This window comes from Amycolatopsis sp. NPDC051372 (genome assembly GCF_040682095.1).
Lineage (GTDB): Bacteria > Actinomycetota > Actinomycetes > Mycobacteriales > Pseudonocardiaceae > Amycolatopsis.
In genome coordinates this window covers 166,628-179,291 of record NZ_JBFBAF010000008.1, presented here as the reverse complement: position 1 = coordinate 179,291, position 12,664 = coordinate 166,628, and the positions used below count along the sequence as shown (strand labels likewise).

At 72.0% G+C, this 12,664-nt stretch carries 15 protein-coding genes and 1 tRNA gene; 11 read left to right on the top strand and 5 right to left on the bottom strand.

The window, feature by feature from the left end; genetic code table 11:
• Positions 1 to 162: 162 nt before the first annotated feature.
• Entirely contained in the window at positions 163 to 1,788 is a 1,626-nt protein-coding gene (locus AB0M56_RS14805; RefSeq protein ID WP_364175414.1) for a M4 family metallopeptidase, read from the top strand.
• A 246-nt stretch (positions 1,789 to 2,034) separates the two neighbouring features.
• Here AB0M56_RS14805 and AB0M56_RS14800 read toward each other — a convergent pair whose 3' ends face one another.
• A complete protein-coding gene (locus AB0M56_RS14800; RefSeq protein WP_364175411.1) occupies positions 2,035 to 2,388 on the bottom strand; it encodes a DUF488 family protein in 354 nt (117 codons plus the stop codon).
• A gap of 166 nt (positions 2,389 to 2,554) precedes the next feature.
• Here AB0M56_RS14800 and AB0M56_RS14795 point away from each other — a divergent pair, with 166 nt between their 5' ends.
• A complete protein-coding gene (locus tag AB0M56_RS14795; protein WP_364175408.1) occupies positions 2,555 to 3,169 on the top strand; it encodes a hypothetical protein in 615 nt (204 codons plus the stop codon).
• Positions 3,170 to 3,191: 22 nt separating this feature from the next.
• On the opposite strand, the gene AB0M56_RS14790 is transcribed toward AB0M56_RS14795, so the two are convergent.
• Entirely contained in the window at positions 3,192 to 3,920 is a 729-nt protein-coding gene (locus AB0M56_RS14790) for a TetR family transcriptional regulator (RefSeq protein ID WP_364175406.1), read from the bottom strand.
• A 109-nt stretch (positions 3,921 to 4,029) separates the two neighbouring features.
• Here AB0M56_RS14790 and AB0M56_RS14785 point away from each other — a divergent pair, with 109 nt between their 5' ends.
• On the top strand, positions 4,030 to 4,497 hold the full coding sequence (locus tag AB0M56_RS14785) for a hypothetical protein (protein ID WP_364175404.1): 468 nt from the start codon (positions 4,030 to 4,032) through the stop codon (positions 4,495 to 4,497).
• Between the two features lie 214 nt (positions 4,498 to 4,711).
• On the opposite strand, the gene AB0M56_RS14780 is transcribed toward AB0M56_RS14785, so the two are convergent.
• The gene (locus AB0M56_RS14780) at positions 4,712 to 5,086 is read right to left on the bottom strand and encodes a hypothetical protein (protein ID WP_364175722.1); all 375 of its coding nucleotides are present in this window, start codon (positions 5,084 to 5,086) and stop codon (positions 4,712 to 4,714) included.
• A gap of 392 nt (positions 5,087 to 5,478) precedes the next feature.
• On the opposite strand from AB0M56_RS14780, the gene AB0M56_RS14775 reads away from it, so the two are divergent.
• Both AB0M56_RS14775 and AB0M56_RS14770 read left to right on the top strand, forming a co-directional pair.
• Positions 5,479 to 6,279: an IclR family transcriptional regulator C-terminal domain-containing protein gene (locus tag AB0M56_RS14775; protein WP_364175401.1), complete on the top strand. Its 801-nt coding sequence runs from the start codon at positions 5,479 to 5,481 to the stop codon at positions 6,277 to 6,279.
• A gap of 76 nt (positions 6,280 to 6,355) precedes the next feature.
• Positions 6,356 to 6,772 carry a Fur family transcriptional regulator gene (locus tag AB0M56_RS14770; protein ID WP_364175398.1) on the top strand — a complete coding sequence of 139 codons (417 nt, stop codon included), beginning with the start codon at positions 6,356 to 6,358 and terminating at the stop codon, positions 6,770 to 6,772.
• On the opposite strand, the gene AB0M56_RS14765 is transcribed toward AB0M56_RS14770, so the two are convergent.
• The gene (locus AB0M56_RS14765) at positions 6,769 to 7,779 is read right to left on the bottom strand and encodes a hypothetical protein (RefSeq protein WP_364175719.1); all 1,011 of its coding nucleotides are present in this window, start codon (positions 7,777 to 7,779) and stop codon (positions 6,769 to 6,771) included. The genes AB0M56_RS14770 and AB0M56_RS14765 overlap by 4 nt on opposite strands.
• Positions 7,664 to 8,662, bottom strand: coding sequence for an EamA family transporter (locus AB0M56_RS14760; RefSeq protein WP_364175395.1), 999 nt, complete (start codon positions 8,660 to 8,662; stop codon positions 7,664 to 7,666). The genes AB0M56_RS14765 and AB0M56_RS14760 overlap by 116 nt, the downstream gene beginning before the upstream one ends.
• A gap of 69 nt (positions 8,663 to 8,731) precedes the next feature.
• Between AB0M56_RS14760 and AB0M56_RS14755 the strand changes: the two genes are divergently transcribed.
• From AB0M56_RS14755 to AB0M56_RS14730, 6 genes are all read left to right on the top strand, one after another.
• The gene (locus tag AB0M56_RS14755) at positions 8,732 to 9,154 is read left to right on the top strand and encodes a LysR family transcriptional regulator (RefSeq protein WP_364175392.1); all 423 of its coding nucleotides are present in this window, start codon (positions 8,732 to 8,734) and stop codon (positions 9,152 to 9,154) included.
• Positions 9,151 to 9,585, top strand: a complete 435-nt coding sequence (locus AB0M56_RS14750; RefSeq protein WP_364175389.1) for a LysR substrate-binding domain-containing protein — start codon at positions 9,151 to 9,153, stop codon at positions 9,583 to 9,585. Before AB0M56_RS14755 ends, AB0M56_RS14750 begins: the two co-directional genes overlap by 4 nt.
• Positions 9,586 to 9,698: 113 nt before the next feature.
• Positions 9,699 to 10,064, top strand: coding sequence for a hypothetical protein (locus AB0M56_RS14745; RefSeq protein ID WP_364175386.1), 366 nt, complete (start codon positions 9,699 to 9,701; stop codon positions 10,062 to 10,064).
• Positions 10,065 to 10,502: 438 nt separating this feature from the next.
• Positions 10,503 to 10,576, top strand: a tRNA-Cys gene (locus AB0M56_RS14740).
• 35 nt (positions 10,577 to 10,611) lie between these two features.
• On the top strand, positions 10,612 to 11,067 hold the full coding sequence (locus AB0M56_RS14735) for an HNH endonuclease (protein ID WP_364175383.1): 456 nt from the start codon (positions 10,612 to 10,614) through the stop codon (positions 11,065 to 11,067).
• 455 nt (positions 11,068 to 11,522) lie between these two features.
• The gene (locus AB0M56_RS14730; RefSeq protein WP_364175380.1) at positions 11,523 to 12,575 is read left to right on the top strand and encodes a helix-turn-helix domain-containing protein; all 1,053 of its coding nucleotides are present in this window, start codon (positions 11,523 to 11,525) and stop codon (positions 12,573 to 12,575) included.
• Positions 12,576 to 12,664: the final 89 nt, after the last annotated feature.

Sequence of the window (12,664 nt, the reverse complement as noted above, 5' to 3'; positions counted from 1 at the left end):
GGAGAACGAAATCCGCTCCAACGTGTCCGTTTTGGGTATTTTCCATCCAATGGCTGGACCACGATCCACTCCCTACTTTCGGCGCTTCTGAGTTTCGGACCGGAATCCGAAACTTCTTCCACGGGCCACTCGGGTTGGCCCTCCGTGCGGAAGGTAGACCGAATGTCTTCGAAACGACTGGCCGTGCTGGCTACAGCAGTTACGGCTTCGTCGATCCTCGTGGCCGCCGGTGGCGCCGCGAGCGCGTCGCCCCAGCAGACCCAGGTGAGCACCGACTCCCTCGGCCGCGTCATCGCCGTCCAGCCCGCGGCCCCCGTCGCCGCCGCACGCGGCCTCGCCGGGAATGCCGCCGCGGCCGCGCAGTCGCACACCGCGGACCTGGCCCGGCAGTTCGGTCTCGCCGTCGGCGATCTCACGCTCACCAGCGTGCAGTCCCTTCCGGGCGGCAGCGTCGCGCGGCTGCAGCAGAACGTCGGCGGGGTGCCGGTGTACGGCGCGCAGATCGTGCAGGACCTCGACGGCAGCGGCGCGCTCATGGCCGCGCTCGGCAAGACCACGCAACGCACGCAGGGCTCGTTCCCGGCCGACGCGAAGAGCGCGCAGGACCGAGCGGCCAAGGCCGCGCACACCGCCGTGGCACAGAAGGACGCCGGCGTGCTGAAGACCGGCGCGGAAACCGCGTACTGGTACGACGCCAGCCTCGGCGGCGACGGCGCGAGCGCCACCGCCGTGCCGACCTACTTCGTGCCCGTCAACGGCGTGGACCCCGAGGACAAGTGGACGGTCGTCGTTGGCGCCGACACCGGCAAGGTCCTGCAGGTGTGGGGCGAGTCGGAGGCTGCCACCAACCGCGTGGTGTGCGACGCGAAGCGCAAGGTCGTGGACCTCGACATCGCGACGCTGGCCGACCTGCGCTGCGGCGTGGGCACCGCGTTCGGCGTGACCCGCGGTGAGGGCCAGGCCGCGGTCGCGACGGCGGACGTCAACAGTGTCTACGACTTCTTCGGCGACGCACAGAACTTCTACTCCCAGTTCGCCTCGTACGACCTGACGGCCAACATCGGCGCCGACTACCACGACGGCAAGGGCAAGGCCCTGCGCGCCACTGTGCGCATGTGCGAGGTCGAGACCGAATCGGACGGTCGCCGCCACACGCAGTGCCCGTGGGCCAACGCGTTCTGGGAAGGCGAGCAAATGGCCTTCGGCGAGGGCGTGACCACTATGGACATCACCGGTCACGAGCTCACCCACGGCGTCACCCAGCACACCTCGCAGCTCGGCAACGGCTACGCGGGCGCGCTCAACGAGGGCATGTCCGACGTGATGGGCCAGTTCATCGCCATCAAGTCCGGCGACGCCAACGTGCAGGGCGCGAACCGCTGGCTGATGGGCGCGGGCTCGTCCATCGGGCAGGTCCGGGACATGAAGAACCCGCCCAACTCGGGCGAGGGCCCCAGCCCCGACCGCGTCAACGGCCAGTTCTGGGTCGGCGCCAACGGCGACCCGCACATCGACGCCGGCGTCGTCGACAAGACGGACTACCTCATCACCGACGGCGACACCTTCAACGGCCAGACCGTCCGCAGCATCGGCGAGGACAAGGCCATCGCGCTGTGGTGGAAGGTCGAGAACCTGCTGCGCCCCACGTCCACCTTCAAGGACCTCGGCACGGCGCTGAACTCCGCCTGCATCACCAACGCCCGCACCGGCGTCGCCGGCACCACCACGGCCGACTGCACCCAGGTCGCCAACGCGGTGAATGCCACGCAGCTGAACCTGGCTCCGTAAGGCTTTTCTCCTTGGCCGCTGCCGGCGCTCGCTTCCGCGGGTGCCGGCAGCGGCTTTTTCACGTGTGCGTCGCGAACCCGGCAGTATCCGACGCCGCGGGGATGCGAGAACCGCCCAGGCCACTCGCCGTGGCAGCCGCGCAACCCGGTTGCCGTCGGCGCCCGTTCTTCGGCTGCCGGCAGCTTTCGCGTGCGTGTCGCGAACCTGCCAGCGTTCGGTGCCGCGAGCGGGGACGATGGGGCTGTGTCAGTCTTCCGAAAGCAGCTGCGCCAGGACGGCGGCCTGGCTGATGTCCAGGGCGCGGCTCGCGGTGAGCAGCGTGAGCGGACCCTGTGCGGCGCGGTCGCGCAGGGCGGCCAGGGCCTCGGCGGCCGGGCCGGGCGCGGTGAGCTCCGCGCGGTAGCGGCGGGTGAACTCGGCGAACCGGTCGGGGTCGTGCGCGTACCACTTGCGCAGCTCGGTGGTGGGCGCGACGGCCTTGCACCAGTCGTCGAGGGCGGCCTTCGCCTTGGCCAGGCCGCGCGGCCACACGCGATCCACGAGGACGCGGGTGCCGTCGTCGGGGCCGGCCGGGTCGTAGACGCGTGCGATGCGGACCATCGGGTCATTGTCGTCCATCCGATCGTCAGGCACAGCGTTATCCGGCACTGTGTCGTCAGGCACGGCGTCGTCCGGCACGGCGTCGCCAGGCACAGCGTTATCCGGCACAGCGTCGCCAGGCACAGCGTCGCCAGGCACAGCGTCGCCAGGCACAGTGGAGCCGGCCGTGGCTAGCGAGCCCGAGCGCAACCGGGCGACGCCGCTGGGCGAGATCGTCGCGATTCCGCTGCGCGGCGCGTGGACGGGCAACCGCGGCATTCTCCACTCCGGACACGAGATCGTGCGCACCCACGCGAGCGACCTGTGGCTCACCTGCCGGCTCGAGTTCCGCGGCCGGTGGCGCGAGCAGTGGCTGCCGCACCGCTACACGCACCTGTACTTCCACGACGAGGCCGTCTCGTTCGCCGCCGGGCACCGCCCGTGCGGGGAATGCCGTCGCGCGGACTACGTGAGGTACCGCGACGGCTGGGCCGAGGCGCTGGACGTCGCGCCGCCGTCCGCGCGGGCCATGAACCAGCAGCTGCACGCCGAACGCCTCGCCGGTCGCCGACGCCGGCTGCACGAGCTGCCGTGGACGGAGCTGCCGGATGGCGTGTTCGTCCTGCGCGAAGACGGCCCGGCACTGGTCGTGGACGGCGGCCTGACCGACTGGACGACCTCCGGCTACGGCCCGCGCCACGCCCTGCCCCGCCGCGGAACGGCCCAGGTCATCACGCCACCCGCGACCATCGCCGTCCTCCGCGGCGGCTACCCGGTCGAGATCGCCGCGACGGCACGCTGAGCAATGGCACTGAGTGCAGTTATCAGTCCTGTTCCGAGTCCTGGAAGGCCGCGCCGAGCCGCGCCATGACCTCCGGCAGCGGCGTCGCGGTACTCAACACCGCGACCACCGTCGTCTCGGCGTTCACCGGCCGAAAAGCGTCCCCCACCAGCGCAAACGCCCGCGCCGCACTCGCCGCGATGTCGTCCTTGCCGCCACTGCGCAGCCATCGCCGCAGCACATGGTTGTTCGCCGCCGCGATCGCCGCCGCGGCCACGGCCGCTCGCAGGCTCGCCGTGCCGTCACCCTGCTCGGCGAACCGCGTCTGCAGGTACCGCGCGAGCACGCGCTGGTACCGGTCGACGGTCGCGACTTCCTTGTCCCGCAACGAAGCCACCGTCCGCGTGAGCGTGAACCGCTTCAGCGACACGTCGAGGTCCGCGGCGTAGTAGTCGAGCACCAGGCTCACCGTCGAACAAGCCACCTCGACCGGATCGCGCGACGGATCCGCGCGTTCGAAGGCCTGCTCCATCTCCGTGACGATCTCGTCGTGATTGGCGAAGAGCACGTCGTCCTTGGTGTCGAAATACCGGAAGAACGTGCGGCGCCCGACCCCCGCCGCGGCGGCGATCTCGTCGACGGTCGTCGCCTCGTACCCGTTGGCCACGAACAGGTCCACGGCCGCCGAGGACAGCGCGCGGCGCAGCTGCCGTCGGCCGGCGGGCGTCGCCCCGACCCGGGTGGCCGGCGCGCGGCGCTGCGATTCCGTCATGCCCGAAGACGGTAGCAGGCCGCCTTGCTAGTGGCACTGAGTGCCGTTAGACTCGTGGTCGGACCTCGGACCCCTGTGGCCACTCCCTCACGACCGGAAGGCGTCGACGATGAGCCTCGACCAGCAGCTCCAGCCGACCGAGCTCGCGCCGGCTGAGCGCGCGCACGAGCGATTCGACGCCTACTACGGCCGGCTCTTCGGCTGGTCGGTGCGCTGGCAGGGCAGCCGGCTGTTCCTCGCGCTCGAAAACGGCCTGTGCGCCGTGACCCTGCCGAAGCTCGCCGCCGGCCCGGTGCTGCGCCACCTCGCCGACACCGGCTGCCAGGGCCCCGTCCTCGTCCTGCCGACGCAGCACGGCCCGCGCGTCGCCATCCTCGCTGAGACCGACGGCCTGGTCCCGCCCCGCACCACCCTGCCCGCCGACGTCGAACTCCTCGACTGCGGCGCCCTCGTCCCCCTGCCGATCGGCCCGCAGGTCCCCGGCGTCTCGACGGAGTGGCTCGCCGCCCCCGACCCGCGGCAGCGCTGGCTGCCGAGCCTCAGCGCGGTGCTGGCCGGGGTCCGCGTCCGCCACTGACGACGGTCGGGCGCGCCATCGTCGCTGCCCCGACCCACCGTTTGTCCAGCCGGCCGAGGTTCACGTCCGGCCGCGCCCGACCGTGATGCCCTCGGGCGAGGTCCATGGTCGTCGCCGGTCACCTCGGCCCCGGAAAATGTGCGCGCCCTGTCAAACGGCGAGTGGGCAACGCACAAGTCCTGTCAGGATTCGAACACCCCTCGCGGGGAAAGCGTCAGCGGCTGGCCGCGAGCTGTCCTCCGAGGATGGTCGCAGCCTGGTCCACGAGGTCGTCCACGCCGGCGACGAGCGACTCGATCTCGGCCCACCGGCGGCGGTCGCGGTCGACGTCGGGCGCCAGCGCGGTGTCGACGAGCAGCAGGAGCGTGTCGATCTCGTAGGCGAGGTCCGCGAGCTTCAGGAACGGCACGTGGTCCGGCGGCGAACCGGCCGCCGCGCGGGCGCACGCGGCGTGCCCCATCGAGCGGCACACGGCCTGCAGCCTGGCCCGGATCTCCTCCTTGCGGGCCCCCGCCCGCGGGACGCCGGTGCGGATGTTCCAAGCCACCGAGAGGAGGCAGCGGCCGGCGTCGTCGAGGGAGGTGTTCATCACCGGGCGAGTCTCGGCCCAGACGCGGGGGTGGCGGGCCCGCTCAGCCGTTCGACACGCGAAGGCCACCGGATCGGGTGAACGCCGCCGGGGTTTCCTTGCCGATCACCGGTTTCGCCGCATTCGGCACCACCCCTGCCCGAGTTCGGGGCGGCGATGCCGGCTCGTCCGCGAGGCAGACTTCCCCGCCGTCGTCCTTTGTGGACTCTACCGGCCGGCGGCCACGGGTCCGCGGTTCGCAGCCGCCGCGAGGCTCGTGAGCATCATGTGCACCCACAGCGTGTGCTCGGCGGTCTTCTCGATGGCGCGGCTGTCGTTCGGCTCGGCGACGAGGAAGCCGCTGGGGCCGCAACTGCCGTCCGGGCGCTGGGAGTCGAATGTACCAACGGGCCATGCGCAGGGTTTGTGCGGAGGTCGAACAAGTTTCCGTAGCTCGCACAAACCAGCCTCGCCGTCGTCGGGCTGTCAAGAATCGAGGCGGACTGCGGCGGTTCACGCGCGCGGCCGCCCGCCGCTTCCTGCTCACGCTCGCCGAGGTCGGCTACGTGCACACCGACGGCAAGCGGTTTTGGCTGCGGCCGCGGATTCTCGAGCTCGGGAACGCGTTCCTGTCGAGCCAGGGCCTCGCGCAGGTCGCGCGCCCGCACCTGGACAAGCTGGTGGCGGAGGTCGACGACTCGGCTGCACTGTGTGTGCTCGAGGACGACGAGATCGTCTACGTCGGACTGGTCCACACGCCCGCACGGCGGATCATGGCGCTCAACGTGACGATCGGCAGCCGGATCCCGGCGCACCCGTCGTCGATGGGTCGCGTGCTGCTCGCGTTCCAGCCCGAAGAGTGGCGCGCGGAGTACCTGAAGCGCGTCGAACTGCAGCCATTCACGCCGCGCACGGTGAAGGACCCGGCGAAGCTGGGCGCGATCCTCGACCGCGTGCGCGCCGACGACTTCGCGCTCGTCGACCAGGAACTCGACCTGGGGCTGCGCTCGATCGCCGTGCCGCTGCGGCACGAGGACGGGCAGGTGTACACGTCGCTGAACGTCTCTATGCACTCGACCCGGCGTTCGAAAGAAGAGATGCGCGGGCAGCTGCTCGAACCGCTGCGCCGCACCGCGGGCGAGATCGAGGCGGACCTGCGGGCCATCGCGCGGCGGCGCCAGTCGTTCGGCGTCGGCGACGAGGACGGGGCCTGAGCAGGCCGTTCCGGGTCTGATGTGACCCGGGTCCCTCGATCGGTGTCACAGAGTGGTGCGAAGTTACCATCGGGTCATGGATGACTTCGCGGTCCAGCTGAAGCGGAGGGGACTGCGGAACACGGCCCAGCGCCGGGCGGTGCTCGGTGCCGTGCGCGACCACCCGCACACCACGGCCGCCGAGATCGCGGCGGCCGTCGAGGCCGGCACAGGCGGGCTGTCGCGGCAAGGGCTCTACAACGTGCTGGACGACCTCGTCGGCGTCGGTCTGCTGCGCACGCTCGAACCGGCCGGCTCGCCCGCGCGCTTCGAGCTCGACAAGCACGACAACCACCACCACCTGGTGTGCCGCGGTTGTGGCCGGATCGAGGACGTGCCGTGCGCCGTCGGCTCGGCGCCGTGCCTGCACCCGTCGTCGGCGCCCGGATTCACGATCGACGAGGCCGAGGTCACGTGGTGGGGCCAGTGCGCCGAATGTGCGGCACAGGCTTAGTCCTGCTCCGGGTTCGGCTCAGGAGTGGCGGTCTCCGGGGTGGCCGCCTCGCGGGTTGTGCTCTCGGGGGTTGCGGTCTCGGGAGTCGCCGTCTCGTCGACGGTCAGGGTGAGCAGGCGGATCATCGCCTCCACCGGCAGCTTGCTCTCGTCCGCGTGGTCGAGAAACGACAACACGCGCAGCCCCTCCGGGGTGAGCGCCGAGGTGTCGTCGCCGATCTGCGCGCTCGCCGCTTCGAGGGTGCCGAGGCCGGCGTTGTGGCGGGCGTCGCGGACGGCGTTGCGCAGCACGGCGAGTTCGGCCGGCGACGGTCCGCGTTTCTCTTCGCGCAACCGTTGGACGATTCGCACCACCTGAGGTGACCTCGCCGCCACGGACTGGCGGGCCGCGAACGACGCCACCATCCGCGGGGTCGAGCGAGTCTCCTGCGGAGAAGCCGGGATCACGGGTGCGGCGGCACCCTCCACGCGCAGGCTGTCGAGCGCCGCGGCCCGGCGTTGTTCACTTTCGCGCAGGCGCGCGAGCGGATCTTTACGCCGGGACGCCGCGAATGTTCGAGCTTCATCACGCGCGCGCTGCCCCGCCTCGGTGACGCGCGGGCGTTGCCGGCCCGTGCCCTCGGCCGCCGCCTGGCGGCGGTTGTTCTCGAACCACGCCTCGAACGACTGCCCGCGCCGCGGCGGCTCGTGGACCTCGGTCATCGCGGCCTGAGCCGCGTCGTTGAACCAGCCCTCCAGCCGCGAGCGCAGGAAGCCACCCGGACGTTCGCCGGACTGGCGGGGGCGCTGGCGCGTGCCGTCGGGCAGCGTGCTGAGCGCGATCAGCAGCGCGTCGGGGCAGTAGCCGCTGCTGTACCAGAACTCGAGCTGGCGCTCGACGTCCTCGCGCTCGTCACGCGTCAGCGTCTCCGTCACCCAGCCCATGCGCCGGAACAGGACACCGGTCGCCTGCGCGCGTTCGTGCTCGTCGCTCGGGATCACCGTCGACGGCCACGCGCGGTCCGACATCCGCACCATCCGCCACCTCCTGCGCCGACGGTACGGCGCCCGCGTTCGCGCCCTTCACCCGACACGCCGCCACCGTGTTGGCCGCCACGATCACCGTGATCGCCGCCCACGCCGGGGCGTCGAGCCGCTGGTGGAGCACCACTTCGCCCACCAGCGCGGCCAGCACCGGGTTCACGCTCATGAAGACCCCGAAGAACCGCGTCGGGACCCGGCGCAGCGCCAGCAGGTCGGCGACAAACGGCAACGCAGACGACAGCACCCCGGCCGCGAGCGCGGCGCCGAGTGCCGCCGGCGTGGGGCGGTGGTGGAAAAACACCACGATCCCGACGGGCAGGTACAGCAGGCCGGACACGCCCGCCGCTGCGGCGGAGCCCTGCACGCCGGGCAGCCGGCGGCCGACGGTGCGGTTGAGCAGGATGTAGCAGGCCCAGCACGCGGCGGCGACCAGCGCGAGTGCGACGCCGAGGTAGTCGGTGCTGGACCGGGGCCGCGTGAGAATTCCGACAGCCGCGGCGGCGGCCATCGCACAGGCCAGGTCCGTTCGGCGACGCGAGCCGGCCAGCGCGACGGCCAGCGGGCCGAGGAACTCCAGCGTCACGGCCAGCCCGAGGCCGATCCGGTCGATGGCGGAGTAGAGCGAGAGATTCATCGTCGCGAACACCGCCGCGAGCCCGAGCACCGGGCGCCACTGGCGAGCGGTGAACGACCGCAGCCGCGGGCGTCCCACGGCGAGCAGCAGCACGGCGGCCACCCACTGGCGCACGGCCACCACGCCGGCGGGCCCGAGCACCGGGAACGCCAGCGCCGCGGTGGCCGCGCCGAGCTGGTTCGCGGTCGCGCCGCCGAACATCAACGCCACGCCGGTGCGGTTGTCCTGGGTCATGCCGGCGAGCCTGCGGCGCGGCCGTGCATGCGCAAAATGCATTCATCGCGGCACGCATACGCTGGAGTCATGGATCTGGAGCTGCGGCACCTGCGGTGCCTGGTGGCGATCGTGGACACAGGAACGTTCACGGACGCGGCGATCGAGCTCGGAGTCTCCCAAGCGGCGGTGTCGCGCACACTTCTTTCGTTGGAATCCGCACTCGGCGTGCGACTTCTCCACCGCACGAGCCGCAGCGTCACCCCGACGACGGCCGGCGTGCAGGTACTCGCCCGCGCCCGGCACCTGCTGGCCGACGCCGAAGAACTCGTGCGCGAGGCCACCACGGGGCACACCCGGCTGCGCGTCGGCCACGCGTGGTCCGCGATGGGCCGCCACACGGCCGAGTTCCAGCGCCGCTGGGCCGATCGCCACCCCGACATCGAACTGCTGCTGGTCCGCACCAACACCGCTACCGGTGGGCTGGCCGAAGGCTGTGCGACCTCGCCGTGATCCGCACCGCCGTGGACAGCCGCAAGTACGCGCACGCGACCGTCGGCCACGAGGCCCGCTACTGCGCCATGGCCACCGACGACCCCCTGGCGCGCCGCCGCACCGTCACGCTCGCCGATCTCAGCCCGCGCGTCCTGGTGATCGACCGCCGCACCGGCACCACGACCACCGACCTGTGGCCGCCGGCGGAGCGCCCGCGCGTGGAGCCCACCCACGAGATCGACGACTGGCTGGCCGCAATCGCCACCGGTCGCTGCGTCGGCGTCACACCGCATTCCACGGTGACCCAGTACCGCCGCGACGGCATCGCCTTCCGCCGCGTGCGTGACGCGGCCCCCGTTCCGGTGCGGCTGATCTGGCACGGCCACGACCCCCATCCCGCCACGCACGCCGCGGTGGCGCTGCTGAGCGAGCTCTACCGGGCCCGCTGAACCGCCACAGTGGACGGTCACCCCTTCGGGCGTAAGAATCGTGCGGGGGCAGACATCGGCGACTTCACGCGGGATGCTCCATTTCGGACAAACGCGAACAGGAGGGGCGTTTCATGGGGAATCTCCGGGCTGCCCTGCTGGCGGCACCACTGGTGGCCGCGAGCCTGTTCGTCGCGCCGGCTCCGGCGTCCGCGGTGCCCGCCGTCACCGATCTCGACTGCGGGTTCTTCGCGTGCAGCTGGGTGTTCAGCAAGAACACCACGAAGCTGATCTCCGAAGGCGCGCCTGCGATCCGCGTCTGCAAGAACATCCCGACGCCGGGCAATCTCGCTTGCGGCGTCGCCATCGCGGCGCTGGTCGTGACCGCGAAGAAGGCCCGCAGCGAGGGCAAGTGCGCGAAGATCACCTGGACCAAGACGCCGGCGCCGCCCCTGGGCACGTGGTGGCCGTCGGTCGAGGGTGGCAAGCGCTGCAAGTAGGTTCCCTCCGGCCGTCGGGGTCACGAGCACCCGCCGGCCGGGGAGGTGCGGGGCCGTCCCGTCCACTGTGGACGCGTGGACGGCCCCGCGATACATTTCCGGGGGCCGGCGAGGTCGTTCGCCGGGCGAATTATCACCGTTGACGCCGTCGCGCGAAGTCGGTCATGATGTGGTGGTACACCACCAACCGAGGAGTGACGAGAATGTTCGGCGGCGAAGAGCGCAAGGCTTGTCCGGGGTGCTTCGGCATCGCGGGCGACGCTCGGCGCCTGCCTTACGCCGCCGAGGCACCAGGCTCCACGCCGTGACACGCCCAGAACGCGTCGCAGCACGGAGCCGCCCGTCGGGAGACCGATCAGGGCGGCTTTTTCGTTCTCCGTGACTTTTTCGTGACATTTCCGGCGCCATTTTCCGACCCCGATTTCCGATCCCCTTTCCGACCACGTGCCCGAACGGCCAGGGAACCGCCTGCAAAGCGGGTCAAACCGGTTCGACTCCGGTCGCGGTCTCCACCCGAGCGAAAACCGAAAAGGAGGTGCCCGCCGCCATGGGTGTCCTGGTCCTCAACGCCGGCTACGAGCCCCTGCACACCGTCTCCGTCCCCCACGCGATCCGGATGCTCGTGCGCCACGTCGCCGTCGTCCACGAGAGCGACGGCGCCGACCTGGGCATCTTCCCGCGCCCGAAGGTCGTGCGGCTGCTGCGCTACGTGGTGATGAAGTGGCGCTATACCGGCCCGCCCCGGTGGTCGCGCCGCGGCGTGCTCCAGCGCGACGGCTACACGTGCGCGTACTGCGGCCGCCACGCGACGACGGTCGACCACATCATCCCGACGTCCCGCGGCGGTGAGCGCACCAGCTGGCTCAACACCGTCGCCGCGTGCGGTGGCACCGCGCGCAGCTGCAACGCCCGCAAGGCCGACCGGACCCTCGCCGAGACCGGGCTGACGCTGCGGATCACGCCGCACGTGCCCACGTGGGACCAGCTGCACCTGCTGCGCTGACCGTCCACATGCGACACCTGTGCGCGACGACCGGGCGGCGCTAGGTTGGCTCCCATGAACGGGCTGCTGTTGCGCCTCTCGGCCGTCGACTCCGACGCCGAGGCCGCGGTGCGGGTGATCGCGTACTTCGACGAGCTCGTGGCCCACCGCGCCACGATCGCCGACCTGGTCCGCGCCACGGCCTCCCTCGCCGAATGCGTCGCCGGCCTCCAACGCGGCGGCGAACCACCCTTGCGCTTCCGTCCCGACGGCACCCGTGCGGTCGGGACGGAAGCGCGCGCACGGTGGCGACTCAGCCGGGCAGCCCCACGCGCGACGGCAGGACACCGGGCGAACCTCGGCCCGGGGCAACCGACCTCGGCGGCGGGCGCGAGACCGGCAGGGAAGCTCACACAGCCGCGGCCGACCCCGGTGGACTCACGCCTGACGACGCGGCCCCGGCTCACCCCTGTCTGGTGGCGACCGGCTTCGACGACGGGCGCGAGACCCCCGCCGAGGCACGCACCCCGGCGAGCGACCTGCGCGGCGAGGCGCTGGCAGCACCACGCGCCGTCCCAACCGACCTCACCGACACACACGACGACAAGACCCCCACCCAGGAGAGCGAGCGCGGCGGCGAGGCGCTGGCAGCACCACGCGTTGTGGCGACCGAGCTCGGGGGTGAGGCCGCGGGGCGGGTGTGGCTCGAGCGGGACGGCGAGCCCGGGCCGCTCGACGATCTCGTGCTGGAGCGCTTCGCGATCGCCGCGCGGGTGCTGGGGCCGGCGCCACAGGGCGCGCAGCCGCATTTGGCGGACCCGGCGCTGGTGGAGTTGGCGCTGGGTGAGCGCGCGGCGGAGGAGGACCGGTCGCGGGCGCTCGTGTTGCTCGGGCTGGACGTGGGGCGGCCGTTGCGGGTCGTCGCGGTCGGGGCCGAGGACGGGCGCGACCCGGGCGCCGCCGCTGTCGCCCTGGTTGCTCGCGGGGGTACGGCGCTGGGTGCGCGGGTCGCGGTGGTCGGGGAGGTCGCGGCGGTGCTGGTGCAGCCCAGAGAGGGGCCGGCCACGGTGGTGGGGGTGTTGGAAAACGCACTTTCCCTGCACGCTCGCGAACGTGGGTCGTCCGGGAGTGTGCGGGTGGGGGTGGGCGATGCCGTCGCCGGGCTCCAGGCGCGGCGGTCCTGGCTACAGGCTCGCCTCGCCGAGCGCTTCGCCGTGCCCGCGACGGAGCCGCTTGTGGTCCACGAGAACCTCGGGTCGCTGACCCTCCTGGCGCAGATCCCCGCCGACCGCCTGCGGACGCAGCCCGACGTCCGAGCCCTCGACGCGCCCGACCTCGAAGCGCTCGAAGCCTTCTGCCGCAACGGTTCCCTGCGCCAGGCGGCCGTCGCGCTGCACCGCCACCACAGCTCCGTCGCCACCCGGCTCGCCCACGTGGAAGACGCGCTCGGCTGGCCGCTGGACGACCCCGCCGGCCGCTTCCGCACCCGGCTCGCCCTGCTGGCTCACCGACCGGCCCACCGCACCTGACCAGCCGCGGCCGGAGCCCGAAACCAAGCCACACAACGAAGACGCGGCGTCCGGGCGGCCACCCGGGCGCCGCGTCGCCACGCCACGTC

What these genes read in the sequence shown, in the direction of transcription:
- AB0M56_RS14735 (WP_364175383.1), top strand. Translation starts at nt 10,612, where the DNA reads ATGGGTGTCCTGGTCCTCAACGCCGGCTACGAGCCCCTGCACACCGTC.
- AB0M56_RS14790 (WP_364175406.1), bottom strand. Translation starts at nt 3,920, where the DNA reads ATGACGGAATCGCAGCGCCGCGCGCCGGCCACCCGGGTCGGGGCGACG.
- AB0M56_RS14780 (WP_364175722.1), bottom strand. Translation starts at nt 5,086, where the DNA reads ATGAACACCTCCCTCGACGACGCCGGCCGCTGCCTCCTCTCGGTGGCT.
- AB0M56_RS14760 (WP_364175395.1), bottom strand. Translation starts at nt 8,662, where the DNA reads ATGACCCAGGACAACCGCACCGGCGTGGCGTTGATGTTCGGCGGCGCG.
- AB0M56_RS14745 (WP_364175386.1), top strand. Translation starts at nt 9,699, where the DNA reads ATGGGGAATCTCCGGGCTGCCCTGCTGGCGGCACCACTGGTGGCCGCG.
- AB0M56_RS14785 (WP_364175404.1), top strand. Translation starts at nt 4,030, where the DNA reads ATGAGCCTCGACCAGCAGCTCCAGCCGACCGAGCTCGCGCCGGCTGAG.
- AB0M56_RS14765 (WP_364175719.1), bottom strand. Translation starts at nt 7,779, where the DNA reads ATGTCGGACCGCGCGTGGCCGTCGACGGTGATCCCGAGCGACGAGCAC.
- AB0M56_RS14805 (WP_364175414.1), top strand. Translation starts at nt 163, where the DNA reads ATGTCTTCGAAACGACTGGCCGTGCTGGCTACAGCAGTTACGGCTTCG.
- AB0M56_RS14755 (WP_364175392.1), top strand. Translation starts at nt 8,732, where the DNA reads ATGGATCTGGAGCTGCGGCACCTGCGGTGCCTGGTGGCGATCGTGGAC.
- AB0M56_RS14775 (WP_364175401.1), top strand. Translation starts at nt 5,479, where the DNA reads ATGCGCAGGGTTTGTGCGGAGGTCGAACAAGTTTCCGTAGCTCGCACA.
- AB0M56_RS14800 (WP_364175411.1), bottom strand. Translation starts at nt 2,388, where the DNA reads ATGGTCCGCATCGCACGCGTCTACGACCCGGCCGGCCCCGACGACGGC.
- AB0M56_RS14770 (WP_364175398.1), top strand. Translation starts at nt 6,356, where the DNA reads ATGGATGACTTCGCGGTCCAGCTGAAGCGGAGGGGACTGCGGAACACG.